General features: G+C 68.1%; 24 protein-coding genes and 1 tRNA gene. 10 read left to right on the plus strand and 15 right to left on the minus strand.

Translation table 11 applies throughout. The features are described from left to right. The first annotated feature begins 4 nt into the window (after positions 1–4). Positions 5–1,318, plus strand: coding sequence for a DUF6716 putative glycosyltransferase (locus AC1C2S_RS13610; RefSeq protein ID WP_495353052.1), 1,314 nt, complete (start codon positions 5–7; stop codon positions 1,316–1,318). A gap of 40 nt (positions 1,319–1,358) precedes the next feature. On the opposite strand, the gene AC1C2S_RS13615 is transcribed toward AC1C2S_RS13610, so the two are convergent. The 3 genes from AC1C2S_RS13615 to AC1C2S_RS13625 form a co-directional block, all read right to left on the minus strand. Beyond that, entirely contained in the window at positions 1,359–1,895 is a 537-nt protein-coding gene (locus AC1C2S_RS13615; RefSeq protein WP_495353053.1) for a gamma carbonic anhydrase family protein, read from the minus strand. A 4-nt stretch (positions 1,896–1,899) separates the two neighbouring features. Next, the gene (locus AC1C2S_RS13620; RefSeq protein WP_495353054.1) at positions 1,900–3,213 is read right to left on the minus strand and encodes an APC family permease; all 1,314 of its coding nucleotides are present in this window, start codon (positions 3,211–3,213) and stop codon (positions 1,900–1,902) included. Positions 3,214–3,277: 64 nt separating this feature from the next. Then, positions 3,278–3,760: a hypothetical protein gene (locus tag AC1C2S_RS13625; RefSeq protein WP_495353055.1), complete on the minus strand. Its 483-nt coding sequence runs from the start codon at positions 3,758–3,760 to the stop codon at positions 3,278–3,280. Between the two features lie 199 nt (positions 3,761–3,959). Between AC1C2S_RS13625 and AC1C2S_RS13630 the strand changes: the two genes are divergently transcribed. Both AC1C2S_RS13630 and AC1C2S_RS13635 read left to right on the plus strand, forming a co-directional pair. After that, positions 3,960–4,592: a YbaK/EbsC family protein gene (locus tag AC1C2S_RS13630; RefSeq protein ID WP_495353056.1), complete on the plus strand. Its 633-nt coding sequence runs from the start codon at positions 3,960–3,962 to the stop codon at positions 4,590–4,592. A 682-nt stretch (positions 4,593–5,274) separates the two neighbouring features. Then, positions 5,275–5,829, plus strand: a complete 555-nt coding sequence (locus AC1C2S_RS13635; protein WP_495353255.1) for a helix-turn-helix domain-containing protein — start codon at positions 5,275–5,277, stop codon at positions 5,827–5,829. Positions 5,830–5,881: 52 nt separating this feature from the next. Here AC1C2S_RS13635 and galK read toward each other — a convergent pair whose 3' ends face one another. Continuing rightward, positions 5,882–7,030 (minus strand): galactokinase, encoded by a 1,149-nt coding sequence (gene galK / locus AC1C2S_RS13640; protein WP_495353057.1) that lies wholly within the window; start codon positions 7,028–7,030, stop codon positions 5,882–5,884. Next, positions 7,027–8,133 (minus strand): galactose-1-phosphate uridylyltransferase, encoded by a 1,107-nt coding sequence (galT, locus tag AC1C2S_RS13645; protein WP_495353256.1) that lies wholly within the window; start codon positions 8,131–8,133, stop codon positions 7,027–7,029. Before galT ends, galK begins: the two co-directional genes overlap by 4 nt. Positions 8,134–8,273: 140 nt before the next feature. On the opposite strand from galT, the gene AC1C2S_RS13650 reads away from it, so the two are divergent. Next, complete coding sequence (locus tag AC1C2S_RS13650; RefSeq protein WP_495353058.1) at positions 8,274–9,119, plus strand: DeoR/GlpR family DNA-binding transcription regulator; 846 nt, start codon at positions 8,274–8,276, stop codon at positions 9,117–9,119. Further along, complete coding sequence (locus tag AC1C2S_RS13655; RefSeq protein WP_495353059.1) at positions 9,116–10,048, plus strand: aldose 1-epimerase family protein; 933 nt, start codon at positions 9,116–9,118, stop codon at positions 10,046–10,048. Before AC1C2S_RS13650 ends, AC1C2S_RS13655 begins: the two co-directional genes overlap by 4 nt. 768 nt (positions 10,049–10,816) lie before the next feature. Here the strand turns inward: AC1C2S_RS13655 and AC1C2S_RS13660 are convergent. Then, positions 10,817–11,560 (minus strand): TetR/AcrR family transcriptional regulator, encoded by a 744-nt coding sequence (locus AC1C2S_RS13660; RefSeq protein WP_495353060.1) that lies wholly within the window; start codon positions 11,558–11,560, stop codon positions 10,817–10,819. A gap of 88 nt (positions 11,561–11,648) precedes the next feature. Between AC1C2S_RS13660 and AC1C2S_RS13665 the strand changes: the two genes are divergently transcribed. Both AC1C2S_RS13665 and AC1C2S_RS13670 read left to right on the plus strand, forming a co-directional pair. After that, entirely contained in the window at positions 11,649–12,593 is a 945-nt protein-coding gene (locus AC1C2S_RS13665; RefSeq protein WP_495353061.1) for an ATP-binding cassette domain-containing protein, read from the plus strand. Continuing rightward, positions 12,590–13,405: an ABC transporter permease gene (locus AC1C2S_RS13670; RefSeq protein ID WP_495353062.1), complete on the plus strand. Its 816-nt coding sequence runs from the start codon at positions 12,590–12,592 to the stop codon at positions 13,403–13,405. Before AC1C2S_RS13665 ends, AC1C2S_RS13670 begins: the two co-directional genes overlap by 4 nt. A 216-nt stretch (positions 13,406–13,621) precedes the next feature. Here the strand turns inward: AC1C2S_RS13670 and AC1C2S_RS13675 are convergent, their stop codons facing one another. From AC1C2S_RS13675 to AC1C2S_RS13710, 8 genes are all read right to left on the minus strand, one after another. Then, positions 13,622–13,954 carry a DUF6262 family protein gene (locus AC1C2S_RS13675; RefSeq protein ID WP_495353063.1) on the minus strand — a complete coding sequence of 111 codons (333 nt, stop codon included), beginning with the start codon at positions 13,952–13,954 and terminating at the stop codon, positions 13,622–13,624. Then, complete coding sequence (locus AC1C2S_RS13680) at positions 13,954–14,577, minus strand: hypothetical protein (protein ID WP_495353064.1); 624 nt, start codon at positions 14,575–14,577, stop codon at positions 13,954–13,956. Before AC1C2S_RS13680 ends, AC1C2S_RS13675 begins: the two co-directional genes overlap by 1 nt. 447 nt (positions 14,578–15,024) lie before the next feature. Continuing rightward, positions 15,025–15,687 carry a tyrosine-type recombinase/integrase gene (locus AC1C2S_RS13685; RefSeq protein WP_495353065.1) on the minus strand — a complete coding sequence of 221 codons (663 nt, stop codon included), beginning with the start codon at positions 15,685–15,687 and terminating at the stop codon, positions 15,025–15,027. A 119-nt stretch (positions 15,688–15,806) separates the two neighbouring features. Then, positions 15,807–17,027 carry a PEP/pyruvate-binding domain-containing protein gene (locus AC1C2S_RS13690; RefSeq protein ID WP_495353066.1) on the minus strand — a complete coding sequence of 407 codons (1,221 nt, stop codon included), beginning with the start codon at positions 17,025–17,027 and terminating at the stop codon, positions 15,807–15,809. After that, entirely contained in the window at positions 17,024–17,629 is a 606-nt protein-coding gene (locus tag AC1C2S_RS13695) for a histidine phosphatase family protein (protein ID WP_495353067.1), read from the minus strand. Before AC1C2S_RS13695 ends, AC1C2S_RS13690 begins: the two co-directional genes overlap by 4 nt. Further along, a complete protein-coding gene (locus AC1C2S_RS13700; RefSeq protein ID WP_495353068.1) occupies positions 17,629–18,276 on the minus strand; it encodes a transcriptional regulator in 648 nt (215 codons plus the stop codon). The genes AC1C2S_RS13695 and AC1C2S_RS13700 overlap by 1 nt, the downstream gene beginning before the upstream one ends. After that, positions 18,273–18,680: a hypothetical protein gene (locus AC1C2S_RS13705; RefSeq protein WP_495353069.1), complete on the minus strand. Its 408-nt coding sequence runs from the start codon at positions 18,678–18,680 to the stop codon at positions 18,273–18,275. Before AC1C2S_RS13705 ends, AC1C2S_RS13700 begins: the two co-directional genes overlap by 4 nt. Before the next feature lie 242 nt (positions 18,681–18,922). Next, positions 18,923–20,101, minus strand: coding sequence for a MarP family serine protease (locus tag AC1C2S_RS13710; RefSeq protein WP_495353070.1), 1,179 nt, complete (start codon positions 20,099–20,101; stop codon positions 18,923–18,925). Positions 20,102–20,336: 235 nt separating this feature from the next. Here AC1C2S_RS13710 and AC1C2S_RS13715 point away from each other — a divergent pair, with 235 nt between their 5' ends. Together AC1C2S_RS13715 and AC1C2S_RS13720 are read left to right on the plus strand one after the other, a co-directional pair. Continuing rightward, positions 20,337–21,377 (plus strand): LLM class F420-dependent oxidoreductase, encoded by a 1,041-nt coding sequence (locus tag AC1C2S_RS13715; protein ID WP_495353071.1) that lies wholly within the window; start codon positions 20,337–20,339, stop codon positions 21,375–21,377. 171 nt (positions 21,378–21,548) lie between these two features. Further along, positions 21,549–21,731, plus strand: a complete 183-nt coding sequence (locus AC1C2S_RS13720; protein ID WP_495353072.1) for a YegP family protein — start codon at positions 21,549–21,551, stop codon at positions 21,729–21,731. A gap of 78 nt (positions 21,732–21,809) precedes the next feature. Here the strand turns inward: AC1C2S_RS13720 and AC1C2S_RS13725 are convergent. Then, a tRNA-Lys gene (locus tag AC1C2S_RS13725) sits at positions 21,810–21,882 on the minus strand. 203 nt (positions 21,883–22,085) lie between these two features. Between AC1C2S_RS13725 and AC1C2S_RS13730 the strand changes: the two genes are divergently transcribed. Then, positions 22,086–22,724, plus strand: a complete 639-nt coding sequence (locus tag AC1C2S_RS13730; protein ID WP_495353073.1) for a DNA-directed RNA polymerase subunit beta — start codon at positions 22,086–22,088, stop codon at positions 22,722–22,724. Positions 22,725–22,820 lie beyond the last annotated feature (96 nt).

The raw sequence follows: 22,820 nt of genomic DNA on the forward strand, positions 1-22,820 counted from the left end.
CCCTGTGAGCGCCGGCCCTGTGAGCCCTGGCCCGGGCCGACGCCTGCTCGTCGTCGCCGACTCGGATTCGTACGTCAAGTGGGGCGCCGCGTTCGCGTCGAGGCTGCCCGCGACGTGGCAGGCCGAAATCGTCGTGCTGCAGACGCCCGTGAAGCCGAGCGCCCGCCAGTTGCGCGCCGCGCTCGCCGGCTCGACGTTCACGCCGGAGGGAGTGGAAACCCTTCGCCTCGATGAGTTGGAGTCGCGCCTCGCAGTTGCTCGCCCCGAGGTCGTACTGCTCGCGCTGCGCGGACCGCTGGTGCGGGTCGTCGCCCCGCTCGTGGGGAGGGGCCCCGATCGACCGGTGCTCGTGAGCGGCTTCCCCGGACTGACGATCCCCGCCGAGCCGAAGGCGATCGTGTATCGCGAGCAGGTCGATCTCATCGTGCTGCACAGCCGCCGTGAGGTGCGCGAGTTCCGTGCGAACGCCGAGAGCCTCGGCGTCGAGGTCGAGTTCGGTCTGGCGACGCTCCCGTTCCTCCCCGATGAGGCGCTGGCGGATGTCGCGGCCGACGAATCCCGAACCGACCTCGTCTTCGCGGCGCAGGCGAAGGTGCCCGCTGAGCGCGAGGATCGGGTGCGGCTGCTCGGCTGGCTCGCCGATGCCGCGCGGCGACGCCCCTCGCGTCGGGTTGTGGTGAAGGTGCGGGCGCGTCGAGGTGAGGCGCAGACGCACGCCGAAGCGTTCGACTACGCCGATTTGCTCGCCGACACCGAGGTGCGACGCGAACTCGGCGGCACGCTGCCGCCGAACCTCGTCGTGGAGGACGGGCCGATGTCGGCGCAGCTAACGCGTGCCGCGGGTCTCGTGACGGTGAGTTCGACGGCAGTGCTCGAGGCCGTCGCGGCGGGCCTGCCCGCGCTGCTCGTCGGCGAGTTCGGGGTGGAGCCGAAGCTCATCAACACGGTGTTCGAGGGCAGCGGCCTGTTCGGCAACGCGGAAGCGCTCGCCGACTGGTCGACCCGTCACCCCGATTCGGGGTGGCTCGCGGAGAACTACTTCCACGGGCGCGAGCACGACGACTGGGTGCAGCACCTCGACGCGCTCCTCGCGCGTCGTGCGGCGACGGCCCTCGCCCCGCGTGATCGGGCGCACAACCTGACCGGCGGTGCGCTGCGTCGAGCTTTCGAGCGCAAGCGCATGCTCGGTGAGCACGATCGTTCGATCGTGGGTGCCCTGTCGATGCTCGTCGCGATTCCGGCGCGGTGGGTGGTGCGTCGTGTGCGCAAGGTGCGCCGTCGCGTCATCGAATTCCGGACCGGTCCCGTCGAGGCGTGACCCGCCGTCGAGGCGTGAATCCCTTCGGGGCGCCGAGCGTTCAGTCGACGGGCGCGGAGTGCGCCTCGACATGGCGGAGGTACGCCGCGGCGTTGCGCTTGATGCCCGTGCGTTCGACGTCGTTGAGTTCGCGGCGCACCTTCGCGGGCACCCCTGCGACGAGTGAACCCGGCGGCACGACCGTGCCCTCGAGTACCACGGCACCGGCAGCGACGAGGGATCCGGCGCCGATCACGGCGCCGTTGAGCACTGTCGCGCTCATGCCGATGAGACAGTCGTCTTCGACGATGCAGCCGTGGAGCACCGCGCCGTGGCCGACCGAGACGCCGCGTCCGATGGTGAGTGGGTAGCCCGCATCGACGTGGCAGACGACCGCGTCCTGCAGGTTCGCGTCTTCGCCGAGGCTGATCGGTTCGGCCTCGGCGCGGAGCACTGCGTTGTACCAGACGCTCGAACCGGCGGCGAGCCGCACGTCGCCGACGATGACTGCGCCGGCTGCAACGAAGGCGGTCTCGTCGAGCACGGGTGCCGGCACCCCGGCGATGGTCAGGATGCGAGCCGAGGGGTCTGCAGTCATGCCGTCAGCCTACGCGCGGGCGATCGGGCGACCCGCCCCGGCGTGACCGCGCACCTCGCGCACCTCGCGCGATGAGCCGGTACGCAGCGCCGACGGCGAGCACGGCGACGCCCGCCACGATCGAGACGAGCGGCAGGGTCGCGACGAGCACGAGGCATCCGATCGCCCCCGCGACCGAGAGGGCCCGCGGTACCCGTCGTTCCTGTCTCGGCTGGGTGAGCGCCGCGGCATTCGCGACGAAGTAGTAGAGCAGCACGCCGAACGAGGAGAACCCGATCGCCCCGCGGAGGTCGACGGTGGCGACGAGCACGATGACGACGAGCGCGACGGCGATCTCGGCGATGTGCGGCACCTGGAAACGCGGATGCACCCTGGCGAGCGCCCGCGGCAGCTCGTCGTCGCGCGCCATCGCGAGGGCAGTGCGACCGATGCCCGCGATGAGTGCGAGCAGCGCCCCGAGCGCGGCGACGGCGGCTCCGATGCGCACGATCGGGGCCGCCCACGGCCAGCCTGCGGCCCCGACGACGTCGACGAGTGGGGCAACGGATGCCGCGAGCCCCTCGGCCCCGAGGGTGCCGAGGGCGACCGCCCCGACGGCGGCGTACACGACCACGGCGATGCCGAGCGCGATGCCGATCGCCCGGGGGATGGTGCGTGCCGGTTCCCGCACTTCTTCACCGAGGGTCGCGATGCGCGCGTACCCTGCGAACGCGAAGAAGAGCAGTCCGGCCGATTGCAGGATGCCGAACCATCCATGGTCGAGCAGTTCGGTGCCGAACACCGTCGGCTCGTTCGTGATCGCGCCCGTGCCGTTGAAGGTCGCGGCCGCACCGGCCGTGATGACGAGCACGAGCACGGCGAGCACGGCGATGACGATGACGGTCGCCGCCCGGGCGGTGCGGGTGATGCCACGCAGGTTCAGGGCGGCGATCGCGATCACGGCGAGCACCGCGAGTGGACGCTGCCATTCCAGAGGCGCGAGGTAGGCGGCGAAGGTGATGGCCATCGCTGCGCAGCTCGCGGTCTTGCCGATCACGAAGCTCCACCCGGCGAGGAATCCGGGCCATTCGCCGAGTCGTTCTCGGCCGTAGCGGTACGCACCGCCCGACTCCGGGTACCGGGCGGCGAGCTGCGCGGTCGAACCCGCGTTGGCGAGGGCGACGAACGCTGCGATCGCCAAGCCGATCATGAGGCCCGCGCCCGCGGCCTGTGCAGCGGGCGCGAACGCGGCGAAGACGCCGGCGCCGATCATCGCCGCGAGTCCGATCGCGACGGCGTCGCCCAATCCGAGTCGACGGGCGAGGGAGGGTTGGCTCACGCTCGCACTTTAGGGCATATCGGTGACCCGCAGGGTGCCGCTCAGGGCGTCGGTCGTGGCCTCGTCACGTGGTGCCACGGGCCCACGGCGAGCAGGCATGCTGTTCGATGCAGACGCGGATTGCGACGGCGCTGCCGTCCACGAGTCCGAGTTCTTCGTTCAGGTCGATCGTGACCTCGCCGTCGGTCGGGGGGCTGACGAAGCGGGTGCGGAAGTGGCCGTCGACGACCACCTCCGCCCGGGCGTCGTGACCGTCGTCCGAGCGGTCGTGCACCACGAGCCGGCTCGTGCCCGCGATGAGCGCCGCCGAGTAGGCGACGCCCTCGCGAGACTCGGTGTGGCTGATCTCGGCCGTGACGTCGAATGCGAGGTTGCCGACCCGCGCAACCGCCGTGGCCCGTGAGTTCGCACGCTCACCGGTCTCTCGGGCACCCATCTCGCAGACGTCGATCCCCGTGATCTCGCATGGGTCGTCGAACTGGTGCGGGTCCGGCACCGGCGCCCCGAACGTCATCGTGCCCGCGACGATCGCCGCCGCCAACTGCATCCCAATCATCCCAATCCCCATCGGTGCCCCATCCGTCGTGGCAGTCCCTTCACTGCGGAGACGAGCCTGCCGTGGGGCGCTTTCATCCGGCTTTCATATGCCCGCGAACGTTTCATGCACCGGCGAACGGATGTCCCGTGCCGCTCCCAACCGGGCAACCGGGGCAACCCGCCCGGGCGTCGTCGCTAGGATCATCCGCATGCCGTCACCCGTGCACCCCGCTGTCGACCGTGTCTCCGAAGCCCTCGCCGGGCACGGGCTCGCACCCGAGATCGTCTGGTTCGACGACGCGGTCACCACCGCCCAGCTCGCCGCCGATGCCCTCGGCGTCGTCGTCGGTCAGATCGCGAACTCGCTCGTCTTCACGCTCGACGAGGAGCCGATCCTCGTACTGACCTCCGGATCGCACCGGGTCGACACCGACTGGCTCGGCGAGACCCTCGGCGGCGTCATCCGTCGTGCCTCGAAAGAGACCGTGAAAGAGGCGACCGGTCAGGTGATCGGCGGAGTCGCACCGCTCGGCCACCCCTCGCCGGTGCGCACGATCGTCGATGTGCAGCTCGCTGAGTTCCCGGTCGTTTGGGCTGCAGCGGGCCACGCGAAGACCGTGTTCCCGACCTCGTTCGACGAGCTGGTGCGCATCACGGGCGGCACGCCGAGTTCGGTCGAGCCTCCAACAGTCGAGCCTGCGAAGGCGAGGGGCACGGTGGATGGAGGCGCGACGAGTACGGGCGCGCGGGATACCGGCGCGGCGGGCACGGGCGGGGCGACCACGGGCGGGGCGGACACGGGCGCGGCGGACACGGGCGGGGCCGACACGGGCGCTGCGTAGCGTCCTTGCTTCTCGCCGCCTCCACGGATCCTCGGCGCCGCCTCCGCTGCTCCTCAGCGCCGCCTCGGCGCCGATCCCGCCTCGACGCCAACTGTGCGCACTTCCGTCGCGTGGCTGACATCTTCGTGCCGTGCCGTGCCGTGCCGTTCCGTTCCGTTCCGTTCCGTTCCATTCCGTGGCTCGCCCCGGTCAACGACATCGCGAGCACGGCGCCTTCGGCACAGCAGTTCTGGTGTTGATGCGTCCAGCGCATCAACGCGTGAACGTGTGAACGTGTGAACGTGTGAACGTGTGAGCGTGGTGGGTCTGTTCTGGTGTTGATGCGTCCAGCGCATCAACGTGTGAACGTGTGAGCGTGGTGGGTCTGTTCTGGTGTTGATGCGTCCAGCGCATCAACGTGTGAACGTTGTGGACCGGGCCGGTCTGATGCGTCGAGCACTTCGGGGCTGCCCTCGCCGGGGAGTTGCCGGCGGGCGCCGGAGGGTGCCTGTGACATTGCGCGGGTGTCGATGTCGGTGGGGTTTGCCATGCTCCTTCCCAGGAGGCGCGCATGAACGGAGAATCGACTGGGGGTCGTCAGAGGGCTGGTGATCGCGAATCTGGCCGCGAATCCGATCGCGAATCTAATGGCGAACGGAGAGTGCCCGGCATTCGATCGGGGATCGATGTGGCGGGCATGGTGATGCGCGTTCGCCGCGCCTGCGATCTGAGCCAACGAGAGCTCGCGGCGGCGGTCGGGCGCGATCAGTCGCAGATCGCGCGTATCGAGGCGTCGCGGTCCGGTGTCGATCTCGAACTGCTGCAGCGCATCCTCGGCGTCGCGGGCATGCGCATCGCCGTGATGGACGGAGACGGCACCGAGGTTCGAGCGATCGATCCCGATGCGATTCGCGATCGCGCAGGTCGGCGGCTGCCCACGCATCTGGATGTCAGGACAATGGCCGACCGCCCGCGATCGGCGTGGCTCACGGCTCATCGAGACGAGACGAGGCGCACGGCGTGGTACCACCAGCGTGCTGAGCGTGATCGACGGCGATCCATGTCGGGTGTCCATTCGATCGACGACCAGCCGACGCGACGCTCGCTCGAGACGCTCAATCGAACGCGGCTCGACACGCGAGTGCGAAGCTCGGCACAGCATGCTGCGGCACTCATCGAGATGACGTGCGAATGCCCCGACCCGTGCTGGGCAAGCCGCGGCTGTGTCGACGAGTGCGCGTGCCGTTGCGGAGGCTGAAACATGACCGCCCCGGCGCGGTTCACCGGAGCCCGGCCCGATCCTCGAGCGGTCAGGCGTCGCGTCGTGCGCCCTGGGCGGCATGCACGGTGAACAACGACGGCTCGCGGTAGCCCTGTTCGGCGAACGCCGCGAGCACCTCGCGCGTCACGACCGGCACGAGTGCGTCGACCATGAGCGCGATCGTCGCGCCGCCGAAGCCGCCACCGGTCATCCGAGCGCCGATCGCCCCGGTGGCCTGCGCGGTCGCGACGGCGAGGTCGAGTTCGGGTACCGAGATCTCGAAGTCGTCGCGCATCGAGACGTGGGAGGCGTCGAGGAACGGCCCGATCGCGCCGGGACCGTGTTCGCGCAGCGTGCGCACGGTGTCGAGCACGCGCTGGTTCTCGGTGACAACGTGACGCACGCGGCGGAAGGTTTCGTCGTCGAGCAGCTCGGCAGCTCGTTCGAGGTCGGCGGGTCGGATGTCCCTGAGAGAGTCGACCCCGAGCGCCCGGGCCCCGGCCTCGCACGACGCCCGGCGGGCGGCGTACCCGCCCGAGGAGTGCTCGTGCGCGACTCGGGTATCGATCACGAGCACCGAGAGTCCGTCGGCGTCGAAGCCGAGCGGGATGACGTCGGCGTCGAGGCTGCGGCAGTCGAGGAAGACTCCGGCGTCGGCTTCACCCAGCAGCGATGCCGACTGGTCCATGATGCCCGTCGGTGCGCCGACCGCCCGGTTCTCGGCGAGGCGGCCCACCTTCGCGAGCGTGGGCCGGTCGAAGCCGAGACCCCAGTGCTCGTCGAGAGCGAGTGCGACGGCGCATTCGATCGCGGCCGAAGACGACAGGCCTGCGCCGATCGGCACGTCGGACGCCATGTAGAGGTCGACGCCCCGCACGTGTTCGAGGTCGGCACCGAATTCGCCGAGCGCCCATGCGACGCCGAGCGGGTATGCGGCCCAGCCGGTGACGGCGTCTGGAGTCAGCTCGTCGAGGTGGATGGTGACGGCCTCAGGCGAGAATGTCGAGGCGACGCGGATGACACGGTCGTCGCGGTCGCCGAGGGCGACTGCGGTACGCCGGTCGATCGCGAAGGGGAAGACGAATCCGTCGTTGTAGTCGGTGTGCTCGCCGATGAGGTTGACTCGCCCGGGCGCCGACCAGACGCCGGCAGGGCTCCGGCCGAACCATTCTGCGAACCCGTGTGCCGCCTCGCTCATACTTCGGCCTTTCCGATCGCGGCGCGCAGCGCCTCTGCTTGGGCTTCCGGGGGGACGTCCCCGATCCATGCTCCCATCGCCGCTTCCGACCCGGCGAGGTACTTGAGCCGGTCAGCGGCTCGCCGCGGACTCGTCAGTTGCAGCATGAGTCGCACGTCGTCGCGTCGTTCGTGCACCGGCGCCTGGTGCCACGCGGCGATGTACGGCGTGGGCGTGTCGTAGAGCAGGTCGATTCCGCGCAACAGCCGCAGGTAGATCGACGCGAGTTCGTCGCGTTCGGCGAGGCTCGTCTCAGCGAGATCGGGCACCTGGCGGTGGGGGAGGAGGTGCACCTCGATCGGCCACCGGGCGGCGAACGGCACGAAGGCGGTCCAGTGCTCGCCCGTGAGCACGACGCGCGGTCCGTTCCGTTCGCGTTCGAGCAGGTCGGCGAAGAGCGTGGGCCCGTAGGCGTCGATCGAGGCGAGCAGTCGCTCGGTGCGCGGCGTCACGTAGGGGTACGAGTAGATCTGGCCGTGGGGGTGACCGAGCGTCACGCCGATCTCGCGCCCGCGGTTCTCGAACGGGAACACCTGCTGCACGCCCGGCAGCGCCGAGAGGGCTGCGGTGCGCTGCGCCCACGCTTCGATCACGGTGCGCGCACGGGAGCGCGTCTGTGTGCCGAACGATCCCTCGTGCTCGGGGCTGAAGCAGACGACCTCGCAGCGGCCGATCGAGGGGTGCGTGCGCTCGAGTCCGACGCGCCGGAGATCGGCGAGGGCGTCGGTATTCGAGGAATCCGCTTCGCCGAGCGCCGGCCCGAATGACGGCGAACGGTTCTCGAAGACGGCGACGTCGTAGTTGCTCGGAATTTCCGAGGGGTTGCCCGGTCGTTGCGGCGCGAGCGGGTCGAGGTCGGCGGGCGGCAGGAAGACGCGGTTCTGCCGGGCTGCGGCGATCGAGATCCACTCGCCCGTCAGCGGGTCCTGTCGCATCTCGGCGTTCGCCGGGCGGGGGTCGAGCACCCGCTCGTCGACGCCGCGCCCGGGCGGCAGTGTCGAGTCGGCGTCATCGAAGTAGATGAGTTCGCGCCCGTCGCCCAGCTTGGTCGTGGTCACAGCGATGCGGGGGTCGACGAGCGGGGCGGATGCCGCTCCGGCGACGTCGTTCGAGTCGGTCACGCGGCACACCCTACGCGCCTTTCGTTTCGCAAACAACTTGGTTTCGTATTGCAAAGTAGCCCGGCAGGCCGCATGATTCCCCTATGACTGATGCAACGGCGCGCGCGAGCGGGCAGCCCGACGCGCTACGGCGGCGGGAGCTCGCGCTGGCTCTCGTCGCCGAACGCGGCTTCGTGCGCGTCGCAGAGCTCAGCGCCGCATTCGGCGTCACCACCGTCACCGCCCGCGCGGACCTCGACGCGCTCGAACGCCAGGGAGGCATCAGGCGCGTGCACGGCGGGGCCGTGCCGGTCTCCTCGCCGCTTGCGACCGCGCGGCCCGAACGAGAGCCGAGCTTCGAAGAGGCGCTCGAGGCATCCGTGGTTCCGAAGCGGCTCATCGGCGAGCTCGCGGCTTCACTCGTCAAGAGCGGACAGAGCATCATCCTCGACGTCGGCACGACGACGCTGCAGGTCGCTCGTGCTCTGCGTGCCCGCACCGAGCTCGACGACGTCGTCGTCTTCACGAACGGGCTCTCGATCGCGCTCGAGCTCGAGGCCGAGATCCCGCGCTTCACGGTCGTCGTCACCGGCGGCACGCTGCGGCCGAAGCAGCACTCGCTCGTGCACCCCCTCGCGGGCTCGATGCTCGATGAGGTGCACGTCGACCTGGCCTTCATCGGCTGCAACGGCGTCGACCCCGTGCACGGTGTGACCAACGCGAACCTGCCCGAGGCGGCGGTGAAGGCGCTCATGATGAGAGCCGCTGCGCGCTCGGTCGTCGTCGCCGACGCGACGAAGCTCGGCGAAGTCCATCTCGGCAGGGTCGCTCCCATCGATGCCTTCGACGCGCTCGTCACGGATGCCGCTGCGCCGCAGGCGATCGTCGCGGAGCTCGAGGACGAGGGGCTCGCGGTGCACTGCTCACGAGACTCTAGAGTGGATCCATGACCCTTCCCACGGGCGAGCAATTCGCCCTCGAGACGTCGACGTCGAGCGGGGACATCCGCGCGACGATCACCGCCGTCGCCGCAGGCCTCCGCACCCTCAGCATCAACGGCATCGATCTCGTGCCGTCGTTCCCAGAAGACCAGGCGCCGCCCATGGGCGCCGGCATCGTGCTCGTGCCGTGGCCGAACCGCATCCGCGACGGGCGGTGGAGCCACGAGGGCGTCGAGCACCAGCTCGCGATCACCGAGCCGGCGCGAGCCAACGCCATCCACGGCCTGCTGCGCTACACCGAATACAAGCCGATCTCCCGCGAGCGCGACTCCGTGACCCTTGCGGCGACGGTGTATCCGCAGCTCGGCTATCCGTTCCTGCTCGGCACGGCTGTGCACTACGAGCTCGTGGCCGACGGGCTGCGAGTCACGCACTTCGTCGAGAACCTCGGCGCCGACACCGCGCCCGTCGCGATCGGCACCCATCCCTACCTGAAGATCGGCGGCGTGCCGACAGCCGACCTCACCCTGCGTCTCGACGCCGCGAGTCACATCGAGGTCGACGACCGGCTGCTGCCCACGGGCGAGGTGCCCGTTGATGGCACCGAGTGGGACTTCCGTGAGGGCCGCAGGGTCGGCGATGTCTCCCTCGACGACGCCTTCGGCGAGCTCGCGAGCGAAGACGGCCAGGTGCTGCACACGCTCACCGCGCCCGACGGCCGCAGCGTCTCGATCTGGGCCGACGACGAGTTCGACTACGTGCAGGTGTACACCTCGCGTGAGTTCCCGGGCGAAGACGGCGATGTCGCAATCGCCGTCGAGCCGATGACGGCGCCCGCCGAGGCGTTCAACTCGGGCCGGGGCCTGCGTTGGCTTGACCCGGGCGAGGAGTGGCAGGTCTCGTGGGGCATCCGTTTCGAGGGGTTCACGGCGGAATAGGCGCAGGCCTCTCTCTCGACGAGGCATCTTCCGCTTCGAGGGGATTCGGGTGCATCCGATCACGGTCGTGCCTGCAACGGAGGGTCGCGAAGTCGAGGACCCGGGTTCTGGCAGGCAACGTTCGATCGTGAGCATTGGCTCTCGATTTGGCAGCGCTATGACCACTCGGCAGGCAGCATTCACAAACGGTCATTTCTGAGCGAAACGTTGGGTCGCCCTCGTTTCTGTTCGTCATCGATCGCGCATCGCTTCTATATAACGACCTTGGCGGCTGGTTCCGACCTCTCGAACACATCGGGGATGATCTCTCTCAGGGTGTGACGGGGGAGTCCAGGATGGCAGGGACGGGCTGGCAACGCGGTAAGAAGCCAATCCATTGGCCGTGGGCGATTGCGATTATCGCAATGCTGCTCAGCGGACTGCTCCTCTGGCTCGCCAACCTGCGATTCGCTCTCCCGCCCGTGATGCCTCCACGACCAGTGCCGGACTACGCCGTACAGACTGCTTGGAGCCTGGCCGGTGCCGTCGCGGTGGTGCTGGTCGCGATGGCGACACTCTTGATCGGTTCACGGATCCCGCAACGTAGGCACGGGATTCATGCCACGGGTATTGTCGCGATGATCGTCGTTGGGGTCAGCTGCGGGGTGATCGCATTCGTTATATCTGCCGGGTGACTGGCCGTCTCGATCTGTGTCCAGAAACGACGGTTTGAGAGCGTGCTCAGAACCGGTCGATTGTGAAACCTTGGATTCGCTGATCCTCGCGTTCTCACCCGAGAGCTGCATCACCGTGGTCGTTTGATGGGAGGGCCGCGGCGATGCAGTCGAGGACGCGCTGGAGCCCGCTTGCGAACTGATCACCGCGGCTCATGTGCGGCTGGCGGGCTTCCATCACGATCTTGGTGAAGATCGGGAACCGCCCGCTCTCGATTAGTAGGTCGACGTACCGGGAGCTCTGTGCCATCCACTCCGACTCGCTGAGCGCGCTGCGACGCATTTCTTCAGCCGAGCTGATCTCCTCGCGGACCGTGCCCTCGACGTAGCCTTTCAGCATGGCGATGAGGCTGAGGTTCTCGTCGATGGAGACCACAGGGTCAAGCACGCCCATCAGCCGTTCAATCAAGAGCAGCTGTTTGGGGCCCAAGCTGGGGAGTGACCGTTGGGTGGTGGCGATCCATGGGTGCCGCAACCACATGGCCCGCAGCCTGTCGGCGTAGCGGGTCAGGTCAACGCGCCAGTCGCCCGAGGGCATGTCCGTGACGTCGATCTCACCCAACACCCGGTCGGTCATGAGCTGGACCAGGTCGTCTCGGCTCGGGACGTACCTGTAGAGAGACATCGCGCTGGCGCCGATCTCGGCGGCGATCCGCCGCATGGTGGCGGCCTCGAGCCCCTCGGCGTCGGCGAGCCGGACGGCCGCCGCCGTGATCTGCGCACGGCTGTACAGCGGCTTGGGTCCGCGGGCGGGCTGTTCGGGCCGCATCCAGATGCTCACATACTCGGCGTCGGTCACCATTCCCCTCTCGCTTGCGTACATTGTACCCACTAGCCTAGTGTGAACGCATAACCGCGTACACCGTACCCAGCTGGAGGGCATCATCATGTCGGATCCCATCGTGCTTGCCGAGGGACTGCACAAGTCGTTCGGCGACACCCACGCCCTACGGGGCCTGAACCTGAGCGTCCCGCGGGGAACGGTCTGCGGCGTGCTGGGACCCAACGGTGCAGGGAAGACGACCGCGGTTCGCATTCTGGCGACCTTGTCAGATCCCGATTCGGGGCACGCCCGCATCGCCGGTTATGACGTAGTCCGCGACGCCGGCCAGGTGCGCGCGAGGATCGGACTCGCCGGTCAATACGCCGCCGTGGACGAGAAGCTCACCGGCCGCAGCAACCTGCGCATGTTTGGGCGCCTCTACCATCTGTCTCGACGTGAGGCGCACAGGCGGGCCGACGAGTTGCTCGACCGGTTCAGCCTGACGGACGCCGCCGATCGGCAGGTTGCCGGCTACTCCGGAGGCATGCGTCGTCGCCTCGACCTGATCACCTGTCTCATCCTGCGCCCCGAGGTACTCTTCCTGGACGAGCCGACCACTGGCCTGGACCCGCGCAGCCGTGGCGAGATCTGGGACAGCGTTCGCGAGTTGGTGGCCGACGGCACCACGGTGCTGCTGACCACGCAATATCTGGAGGAGGCCGACCAGCTGGCCGACGCCATCGCCATCGTCGACCACGGACAGGTTATTGCCACGGGCACTCCCGACGAGCTCAAGGCGGTGATCGGGGACCGTCTCGACGTTGTCGTTGAAGATCCTGCCGCGCTACGTCCAGCAGCAGCCGTACTGAACGCGCTGACGGGGAGCGAACCGACGTTGACGGGCACCGACGGGCTCAGTGTCGCCTTGCCCGGCGGCTCGGTGCGCCTCGCCGATATCGTGCGTGAGCTCCACCGCGCCAACATCGCCGCGGCCGACGTGCGGCTACGTCACCCCACCCTCGATGAGGTGTTCCTGCGCCTCACGGACCGAAAGGAATCCGTACAATGACGACCCACACCCCGTTGCGGAGCCTGCGCTGGACATTCTCTGACGGGCTGACCCTGATCGGCCGCGAGCTGGCGCGACTGCGCCAGGAGCCCGCGGAGCTCATCGCTGCGCTAATCTTTCCGGCCATCATGGTGGTGCTGTTCGGGTACGTGTTCGGCAGTGCTATCCAGGTGCCGAATGGCGGCAACTACCGCGAGTACCTCATGCCCGGGCTGTTCGCTATGGTGACCTTCTCCGGGGTGACGGCGGTCATGACGCGGATGGCGAACGACGCCTCCCGCGGGGTGATGGACCGGTTCCGCTCCATGCCGATGACGCGCTTGGCAGTACCGTTCGGGCAGACCGGCGGCGACTTGCTCATCGGTCTGCTGATGCTGGCCATCATGGTGGTCGCGGGCCTGCTGGTTGGTTGGCAGCCGCACCATGGCCTGATCCCCACGGCCCAGGCATTCCTTCTGATGATCCTGATGCGGTACGCGCTGAGCTGGGTAGGCGTCTGCGTGGGCCTATCGGTGAAGAACGAGCAGGTTGCTGACGCGATGGTGCCCTTGGGCCTGCCGTTCACGATGCTGTCGAACGCGTTCGTCCCGACCGGCGGTATGCCGGGGTGGCTCCGCTTTCTGGCGGACTGGAACCCGGTGAGCGCGCTTACCGCAGCATCACGGGAACTGTTTGGCAACCCGGGCGCGCCATCCGGAGACATGGCATGGCCCCTCGCGCATCCGGTGACCGCTGTCCTGCTCTGGTCGACCGCGCTGCTGGTGATCTTCGTCCCATTGTCGCTCCGCGCCTACACGCGCAGAGGTCGCTGAACTCTCAAGTGGTCGCCGTTCCCAATCACCAATCAAAACAAAACGGTGCTAGCCCTGACTCAGAAGGGCACATTCGACCGGCAGCATCATCGGCACACTCAATAACGACCGGTACCGACCACGCTCACAAACCGTCGTTATCTAGAGTCGGGTCAGACGTGGTCATGACGTCCAGCACGAGACTCAGCGGATCGGAAGTCTTCCTGGTGGACGCGGTTATCTTGAGCCGTCCATCAAGCGGCTCGGCCTCGTCACCGTGCCGTGGTCGAGGCGGCGTCGTAAGGACGCATCGGTGGAACGTTGCGACGCGGGCAGCGGTGCGTCGCTGGCTCCTTGCTGGAGGTCGCGGAGTCGGCGGATCTCGGCGCAGATGTCGGGCTGGGTGTAGAGCCAGGAACGTGAGACTTGCGCTTTCTGCACGACGATCTGGAAGGTGACCGCCCCGCCTTCGCGGTCGAGGTCACGAAGAGCCTGGGTGGCTTTGGCGCGCGTGGCCTCGTGACGCAGTTGGGCGGCGGCGATCAGGTGATGGCTGTTATCGGCATGCATCAGGTGCTTGCCTCGCCGTCCTGGTCGTTCTCCAATGTGGTGATGATCTGGTCGAGGTTTCCCAGGACGTGCTGGTTCATCTCGATCAGCCTTTGCTGACCGCGGGCTTCGGCCGCGGTGATGATCTGCACGACCTGCTGACGATGCTGGCGGTGCTCGGGCAGGAACTCCGAGGTGGTGATGAACATCGGGCAGCTCAGGCACGGGTTCGCGTGTGGGCAGGACTGCTGGACCGGCAGCCCGCAGAAGCCGTTGGACGTCGCAGCGCTTGAGCCACCGGTGCAGCGCCTTTCGGTAGGCCCCGTCACCGACCGACTCGCGGCCGTCGTCGTTGTCGGTGACTCACGGGAAGAGCAGGGCGTACCAGCCGGCCACCGCTCCTGGAGCCGGCGGCGCTGCGCGGTGATGGCCTGGGCGAGGTCGGCGTCGATGGGCACCAGGGCCTCGCGTTTCATCTTGTGGTTGAGGTAGCGCAGGTAGGGCGCTCCCTCACCGTCGTAGGCGATGCAGTCGGTCGGCAGGCGGACGGTGTCGGTGATGCGTAGCCCGCACCCCATCAGGATCAGCTCGTAGCTGGGGTTGTTCCACTTGGCGAGGTTGTCCGGGTTCTCCAGCTGGGCCATCACGGTTTCGCTCAGCGCGCGCGGTTGCCGGATGGCTTCCTTTCAGCATGTGGTGGGTCACGGTGCCCGAGAACCGGGTGTGCAGGTGCGCGAGGTAGCGCTCCAACATCTCCCGGTCCAGGTCTGCCAGCCCCTGGACGGAAGGGGCGGCGTCCATGAGGAACTGCCCGAAGTGCGTGATCGCCCGTGTGCCGGAGGAGACGCTGACCACCCCGAGTCCCGTGGCCAGGCGCCACCGGGCCCAACGTTTCGCCAAGGCCTTCAGCCAGGGCTGCGGGATGTCCTCGAAGGTGATCCGGGCGAGCCGCCTGTCCTTGATGCCGAGCTCACGCAGCTGCCAGACGTCCTTGCCGTACTCCGCGTCCCAGCTGCTGGCCTGACGGGACGTTCGGCGCCGCTCGCGGCCGGTCCTCGATGACTGGTCCGGCACCAGCGGGATGGGCGAGCTCACAACTGCACCTCCCGGCCGGTGAACCAGCCCGCTTCCTCCAGCGCCCTGCGGGCGTCCTCGGCGCTCAGGTGCCCGTAGACGGCGGCAGTGGTGGTGATGTCGGCGTGGCCGAGCAGCTTGGAGATGATCTCGATCGGCACGCCGTCGCGCAGCATCCGGGTGGCGGCGGTGTGGCGGTACCAGTGCGGATCGAAGTCGATCCCGGTGCGCCGGCGCAGACGCGTGACCAGGTCGTAGACCGCCGTGTAGGTCAGCGGGTGACCATGGGGTCGGCCCCACAGGTTCACGAAGACGTAGTCGGAGTCCAGGTCGCCGTACTCCAGGTGCAGGTAGTCGGCGTAGCGCCGGATCAGTTCCGCGCTGACCGGCACCGTCCGCGGGTTGCGTGACTTGGAGCGGGCACCGTTGTCATTGACCCGGCGCTGGACCGTGATCTGGGACTCGGCCGCGGCGATGTCCTCATGTCGCAGGCCTAGCGCTTCCCCGATCCGCATCCCGGTGTCGAAAAGCACGGCGAACAGGAACCGATCGCGCAGATGGGCACAGGCATCGAGGATCGTCTGCACCTCGACGGCGCTGAGCACGCGCGGGAGCTTGCGTTGCGCACTCAGCACGATGGCCCGCCGCGCTTGCGGTTTGCCCTTGCTGATGTGGTGCAAGAACGGCTTCCACCCCGAGCTACGGCCTCCGGCAGGCTGCCACGTCCTGAGCAGCTCCCCGAGGTCGATGCCGTGGCGGGCGGCGTGCTGGTAGAACGCGCTCAGGAGAGCGGGCCGCTTCACAGCGAGATGTGGCCGGTGTTGCCATTGACGATGACCACGGACGAAGGGTTGAGGAGCTCGGGCGCTCGTGGGACTGAGAGTACGGCGGGTATCCCGACTTCCCTGGCGACGATCGCTGCATGGGAGAGCACTCCACCTATTTCGGTCACCACTGCCGATGCAATGGTGAACAGCGGTGTCCACGCAGGATCGGTGTGGCGGCAGACCAGCACATCCCCGCGCTTGACCTTAGGAAAGTCGCCTGGTCCGCGGACCAGGCGGACGGGACCGGAGGCCACTCCTGGACTGGCTGGCACTCCGGTGATGGTGACATCGCCGGCGGCCGTCAGGGACGGTGCTGTGGAGTCAGGGACGACTGCCGTCACGGGTCGGGCTTGAAGGACCCACGTCGTGTCATCCGTGATGGCCCATTCGATGTCTCTGGGACCACCCAACGTGCTGGAGACCTCTTTGCCGAGGGCGTGCAAGCGCAGAACGTCGCGGTCCGTGAGACAGGGCTCCTTCTGCTCTGTCGGCACTGTGGATCGAGTGACGAGATACCCGTCGTAGCGGTCGGTGCGCTCGGTCTTGAGTCCTAGTCGGCGCTCGACGATGCCAGAGTCTCTGACGCGCCAGGAATCCGGAGTGACGTGGCCGGCGACGAGCCGTTCTCCGATGCCCCACGAGGCTTCGATCACGCTGGTAGTGCCGGTGAACATGATCCCGGAGACGCTGGCATCCACGAACCGTTGGACGAGCACGGCCATGTCGACTGGTGCCTGCCGGGCTTGGCGGGCTCGGTACGCGGCAGCGCGATCGGTCCACAGCGAGGCCCAGCACTTCAGGATCGCCTGGCATACCTGCTCGGTTCCGCGCAGGACAAGGAAGCTGTCATGCTGTCCTGCGGCAGATGCGTGGGCGTTGTCTTCAGCGATCGAGGATGAACGCACGGCCACGTAGTCAGTCGGTGCCCCGTCGGTGATGCGCTCCAACGCCCGGGAGACGTCATCGACAACGCCGTCCGGGAGGCGAGAGCGCAGGATTCGTGATCGAGCCTCTTCGGCGTGATCGGTGGAGAGTTCGGTGAGGCCAAGTGCCGTGGCCGCGGCTCGGTAGGTGGTTGCTGGCACCACGAAACCGGTAGGTACTTTGAAGCCAGCCCGTGTCAGCCCGGCCAAGGGGGCGGCTTTGCCACCGGCAGTCAAGTGATCGGCGTCGACGAGGTCCACGATGTTCACAGCTGTCTCCCGCCGGCAAAGCCTGTCCACCGCAGTTCGGCGGGCAGGTGAGACATGTCGTTGACCATCACCACGCCAGGGGGTTCCCCGTCGGTGTGTTCGATCACCGTGAGCCCAGTGTTGGCGACACCGGCCAGCGACATCCATCGGGCAGGTGGGGCACTGAGTGCATCGCGCACCATCCAGGCGATCGGGTACGCGTGGGTCACGGCTACCTCGTGGGTCGGGCGCTGTGCCCGCGTGTTCGGCGTGCCGAACCGTGCCGCCAGGCCGTCTGCGGTCCTTCGACCGGCATCGGCTTCGCTGCGGTCGTAGCCGTCGAAGAATCCCACCCATGAGGGTGAGAGGTCTTCGCGGTCAGGGACGAACGGGACATGGTCGACGAGTTCGGCGGCCTCGTTGACCAGTACGCGCCGCATCTCCGCTGCGATAATCTCGGCACTCTCGACCGCCCGTGGCAGCGGGGAATGCCACACGACGTCGATGGGCAACCGGGCGAGTCGCTGGCCGATCAATCGGGACTGTTCCCGACCCTCGTCGGTCAACTGGCCCCAGGCGTCGGCCGCCCCGTGGCGCACGAAATAAACAGTGCGAGCAGCCATCACCGTCCTCCTTCATGTGGTTCCGAGGAACGGTCGTGACCGAGACTGGACAACAGATCCTCATGGAGTTCTGCCCACACGATGTGGCAAGAGAGCCGGCCCACGCCTGCCACCCACTGATGGTCACCCGCGCGAGCCTTCTCCAAGGCCGCCGAGAACTGCCGCGGGTACCGGCTGAATCGCGGAAGCCGGGCATCCAGTTCAGCTATGAGGTCGCTGAGAGCATCGGCTAAGTCCGTCAGCTCCCGCAACACCTCCACACTGCGGTCCGTCCGGTCAGCGGAAGAGTGAAGCTGCCAGTCGGTCACCGCCCGGACGAGGCGGGGATTGACGCTGCCCTCGAAGTCCTCAGCCGTGGCTTGGAGGACGGGTCGCGCTCCGGATGCCTCAAGTTCTTCCTGTAGCAGTTCGCCGTCGCGACTCTTGCCCGCTTCCGTGAGAATCCAGCCACCGGAGTCAGCGAACGCCATGCGCTCAATCAGGTGCTGCCCTTCGAGGACGCGGAGAGTGTCACGGACGATGTTGGCTGGCAGGTCGACGCGGTCAGCGACCGCCTCAGTGTCCGCGAACCCGGCGAGGCGGACCGCGTGAAGCACCAGCAACTCGTCACGGGACTGCCACGTCGTATCGGATCGTTCAGCTGTCATTCTGGTTGCTCCACGACGTCGCCGGCCTGGGCGCGAGTCGACACCCGCTGGAAGCGTTGCTGGGCCGCCTGCGGAGACTTCACTCCCAATTGCTTGGCGATGTCGGGCCAGGTCAATCCCTCTGCCCTCGCGATCAGCATCAAACCTGATTCGAGGGCATCGAGGTCAGCTCGTGCCGACTCCAGCAGCTTCAACGCGGCTCGAAGATCGTCGTGAGAAGCTTCCCCGACAGTCGAGTTCGCTCGCCACATGGCAAACCGCAGCAGGGTCACATCGTCGGGCATGGCCCCCGGTGGCAGCCACGGGAGCGGAGGCAACCCGTCGGCACCGGACTCGCACAGCTGTCGCCGCGCCGAGTCCAGCTCGTTCAACTCATCAAATTCATTCGGAACAGCAGGAACCATGCAGCAACCCTGACAGCACCAACATCACGTTGTCAACAGCCTGTTGATATCTGAGGACCTTCATCGGTCAGAGCACCCTGTTCAGTCCAGACCCCGAGCTGGACACCCGTCCACGACACGGAACCGAAGGTCATAGCCTGCGGTTGCGCTCCAGGACTCTAGATAACGATCGTTGCGGGCCGCCCGCTTCCCTCATCGAACGGCGCGAGCGCTCTTCGCCCGCGGCCGAGAAGGCACGGGCCTCACCCGGCGACGCAGGAACCCGAGTCCACAGCCCTGCTGAGATTCGGCGCGTCGCTCGCGAGTGGAGCGAGCGTCGATGTGGGAATCGCGAATCCGACGTTGTCGACGGCCTCCGATTTCGCGAAGACGACCCCGCCCACGGCGCCGTCTCCCGTGAGCACCGGCCCGCCCGAATTTCCGTGGTCCACGTCGGCGGCGAGCGTCATCACGTCGCGCGTCGAGGTGCCGTCGGCGACCGAGATCGTGAGTGGCCCACTCGCCATGACGTTCGCCGGGCGCAACTCGAACGGCCCGCCGAAGGGGTAGCCGGCGACGGCGACCTCTTGGCCCGGTGTTGCCGTTGCGAGCGCGAGGGGCGGCGTCGCGAGTCCGTCGACGGCGATGAGCGCGAGGTCGTTCGTGTCGTCGTAGGCCACGACCCGTCCGGGAAGCGCGGGCTGGCCCGGTGCCTCGACGATCGGCTCGGTGACGCCGGCAACGACGTGGGCGTTCGTCACGATGCGGTCGGATGCGACCACGAAGCCGCTGCCCGAGAGGGTCGAGCCGCACTGGAACGCGCTGCCGGTGACGCGCACCACGGATGCCGCGGCGCGGGCGAGCTCGGCATCGTCGACCTCGAACGTGGGCAGTGCCGGGCTCTCCGTCGGGCCGTCGAGCACGTCGACGAGCCAGGGGATGCCCTCGCCGAGCGCGGCGGTGCGGATCTCGGCGAGGAGTGTGCGGGTCGGTGCCGGTGTGACGGCGTCGAGGGTCTGCAGCACCCGCGATCCGGCCACCGCGGGGGAGAGCACGGGGACACCCATCGCCGAGACCCCTGAAGCGACGAGTGCGACGACGAACGCCGTGACGAGCAGGTTGCCGAGAGCACCGAGGACTCGGTCGAGCACCCCCAGCTTCACTGCCCGTGCTCCGTGCCGGAGGGCTCGGCCCGCGACCGCGCCGAGCCACGCACCGAGGCTGAGCAGCACGATGGCGACCGCGATCGCCGCGGGTGCCCGCCACTCGGGCCAGGCGACGACACCGGCGATCCACGGCATGACGAAGTACGCGGCGATGCCGCCGGCGACGAGCCCGATGAGTCCGGCGGCCGTGCGCAGCAGGCCCGCGCGCGACCCGTTCACGACGGCACCGATGAAGACGAGCACGAGCGCGATGTCGAGCAGGATGCTCCAGACCACTGTGGCTCCATTCGTCGGCGGCGGGCGGGGATCTCCAGCCTGCGGCATCCGTCTCTGAGAGTGCTGAAGGCGCGCACACGGCAGGGCGGGTTCTCCGCAACCCACGACCGAACCGATCGTCGTCATCGCCGCAGAGTCGACCTGCGACAACGGATGCCGCGTCGACGCGGCACCTCGGTTAGGGTCTGAGTGCCGCGGCCGATCGGCCGGGCCCACCACACGATGAGGAGTTCGGATGCGCGTCGGCATGTTCCTGAATTACGCGGGCGGCTTCCGTGAGGTCGCCGACGAGGTCCTCGAGCTCGAACGAGCGGGCGTCGACCTGATCGCCGTGCCCGAGGCCTACTCGTTCGACGCGGTCAGCCAGCTCGGCTTCCTCGCCGCCCGCACGTCGACCATCACGCTCGCCTCAGGCATCCTGCAGCTGTACACGCGCACGCCCACGCTCACGGCGATGACCGCCGCCGGCCTCGACTACGTCTCCGACGGCCGGTTCGAGCTCGGCATCGGGGCATCCGGCCCGCAGGTCATCGAAGGATTCCACGGCGTGCCCTACGACGCGCCGCTCGGCCGCACCCGCGAACTCGTCGAGATCTGCCGCATGGTGTGGCGCCGCGAGCCCGTCGTGCACGATGGGCGTCGCTACCGCATCCCGCTGCCCGAAGGCGAGGGCACGGGCCTCGGCAAACCGCTGAAGCTCATCAACCACCCGGTGCGCGAGCGCATCCCGATCACGATCGCCTCGCTCGGCCTCAAATCGGTCGAGCAGACGGCCGAGATCGCCGACGGTTGGCTGCCGATGTTCTTCCACCCCGAGCGTGCCGCCGGGGTGTGGGGCGACGCGCTCGCCGCGGGCACCGCCAAGCGTGGGCCCGAGCTCGCACCGCTCGACATCTTCGCGAGCCCCGCGCTCGCGATCACCGACCACCCCGAGCAGGTGCTGCAGCTCGTCAAGCCCCAACTCGCGCTCTACGTGGGCGGCATGGGCGCTCGGGGCAAGAACTTCTACAACGAGCTGATCTCGAACTACGGCTTCGAGGCCGAGGCGGCCCTGATCCAGAACCTGTATCTCGAGGGGCGCAAAGACGAGGCGATCGCCGCCGTGCCCGACGAGCTCGTGCGTGCCGTCTCCCTCATCGGCCCTGCGTCGCACGTCGCCGAACGGGTGGCTGCGTTCGCGGAAGCTGGGGTCACGACGCTCGCCGTGACCCCACTCGCCCGCACTTCGGACGAGCGGGTGGCGTTGATGTCGGGGTTCCGCTCGATCGTCGGCTGAGCCTGTTGTCGCGACATCCGCTCGCCTGCAGGTGAGCGAGCGGATGCCTCGTGCATGAACATTGCCCGAGGCAACTCCCGACTGCCTCTGGCGCGGGGCGCCGCTGCAGGTCTACCGTGAAATTGTGCTCACGAAGACGTGGGCGCAAGGGACACCTGGGGAGGAGCCGCCGTGGCGGGAACGTTCGGACTCTACGAGGATGCGAGCGGGCGATTCAGGTTCCGACTGAAGACCGGCAACGGTCAGACGATGGCGGCATCCGAAGCCCGCACGACGAAGGCGGCCGCGAAGAGCGGCATCGAGTCGGTGCGCAGGAACGCGCCCGCTGTACCGCTCGTCGACCAGGCCGAGTAGTTCGAACGCCCGCCGAGGCGGTGCCAGGAGCGTCGCGAGAGTGAGGGGGTGTCATCGGTATGAACAATGACGCTTGGGTGGGCCCCGTCGGGCTCGAACCGACGACCCGCGGATTAAAAGTCCGCTGCTCTGCCAACTGAGCTAGAGGCCCGCCGAACCAGAATAGCCTGCTCGCGGGTGCGCTCGGTGCGACGAAGTCGAATGTCTGCTGCTTGTCTCGTCGGCGATTCGGTGAATGCAGTCGATTGCGCGGAGGATTCGATGAAAACTTGGTCTCGGCGGAGCTCGCCGGCGGACCTCGCCGGCTGAGCCCGTCCGGGCGGAGCTCGGCTCGTGCGAGTAGTGTGTGCGGCGATGTCTTCCGATTTCCATCGCCCCACTCGTTTTCCATCCGGCAAGTTCGAGGGGTTCCTCGGCGCCGAAGATCCCGCACAGATCAGCCGCGTGGCGCACGACACCGCTGCCGCGTTGCTGGCGAGAGTTCGTGCCGACCCCGATCCCGAGGTCGTCGCCCGCCTCGTGACGTACACCGACGAACACGGCATCGATGCGATCGCCGAGCTCTGGGCGCCGGCATCGCCGAGGAGCCTGCCCGGTGCGCTGTGGCGGGTCTACCTGCTGCGCACCCTGATCCGGCAGGATCCGCAGGGCCTGAGCCTCGCCTTCCAGCGCGGCACCGAGGTCTCCCACACGATCGACCAGGTCGTCGCGGGTGCGGCCATCCCCGCCGGCCCTGACGAGGTCCGCGAACTCGCCGACCGCATCCTGCACGGCCTCTTCACCGGGGACTTCGCCGTCGCGCTCGACCGAGCGTCCGCATTCGCGCGGGTGACCGCGGCGGGCATGGCGAGTCTCGCCGACGACGCCGATGCGACCGACGCCGCGAACCCCGTCCGCTCCCGGGAACTCACGAAGCGAGCCCTCCGTCTGACACAACTCGCCGAAGAGCTCACTTCGTGCGCACGACTCTGGCGCACCGACTCGCTCGACTGATTCCCGATTCTCGTCACCACGAGTCTCGGGAATGAAGTGGCACCCGACCTCGTTTACACTTGACGAGGCCGGCCGCAGTAACCCCGGGCTCCAATA

The sequence above is a fragment of the Agromyces sp. Y782 genome (assembly GCF_059445405.1).

Coding starts and splice junctions, on each gene's coding strand:
- AC1C2S_RS13615 (WP_495353053.1), bottom strand. CDS start 1,895: ATGACTGCAGACCCCTCGGCTCGCATCCTGACCATCGCCGGGGTGCCG.
- AC1C2S_RS13625 (WP_495353055.1), bottom strand. CDS start 3,760: ATGCAGTTGGCGGCGGCGATCGTCGCGGGCACGATGACGTTCGGGGCG.
- AC1C2S_RS13630 (WP_495353056.1), top strand. CDS start 3,960: ATGCCGTCACCCGTGCACCCCGCTGTCGACCGTGTCTCCGAAGCCCTC.
- AC1C2S_RS13635 (WP_495353255.1), top strand. CDS start 5,275: ATGCGCGTTCGCCGCGCCTGCGATCTGAGCCAACGAGAGCTCGCGGCG.
- galK (WP_495353057.1), bottom strand. CDS start 7,030: ATGAGCGAGGCGGCACACGGGTTCGCAGAATGGTTCGGCCGGAGCCCT.
- AC1C2S_RS13650 (WP_495353058.1), top strand. CDS start 8,274: ATGACTGATGCAACGGCGCGCGCGAGCGGGCAGCCCGACGCGCTACGG.
- AC1C2S_RS13655 (WP_495353059.1), top strand. CDS start 9,116: ATGACCCTTCCCACGGGCGAGCAATTCGCCCTCGAGACGTCGACGTCG.
- AC1C2S_RS13665 (WP_495353061.1), top strand. CDS start 11,649: ATGTCGGATCCCATCGTGCTTGCCGAGGGACTGCACAAGTCGTTCGGC.
- AC1C2S_RS13670 (WP_495353062.1), top strand. CDS start 12,590: ATGACGACCCACACCCCGTTGCGGAGCCTGCGCTGGACATTCTCTGAC.
- AC1C2S_RS13675 (WP_495353063.1), bottom strand. CDS start 13,954: ATGCATGCCGATAACAGCCATCACCTGATCGCCGCCGCCCAACTGCGT.
- AC1C2S_RS13680 (WP_495353064.1), bottom strand. CDS start 14,577: ATGGCCCAGCTGGAGAACCCGGACAACCTCGCCAAGTGGAACAACCCC.
- AC1C2S_RS13695 (WP_495353067.1), bottom strand. CDS start 17,629: ATGGCTGCTCGCACTGTTTATTTCGTGCGCCACGGGGCGGCCGACGCC.
- AC1C2S_RS13700 (WP_495353068.1), bottom strand. CDS start 18,276: ATGACAGCTGAACGATCCGATACGACGTGGCAGTCCCGTGACGAGTTG.
- AC1C2S_RS13705 (WP_495353069.1), bottom strand. CDS start 18,680: ATGGTTCCTGCTGTTCCGAATGAATTTGATGAGTTGAACGAGCTGGAC.
- AC1C2S_RS13715 (WP_495353071.1), top strand. CDS start 20,337: ATGCGCGTCGGCATGTTCCTGAATTACGCGGGCGGCTTCCGTGAGGTC.
- AC1C2S_RS13730 (WP_495353073.1), top strand. CDS start 22,086: ATGTCTTCCGATTTCCATCGCCCCACTCGTTTTCCATCCGGCAAGTTC.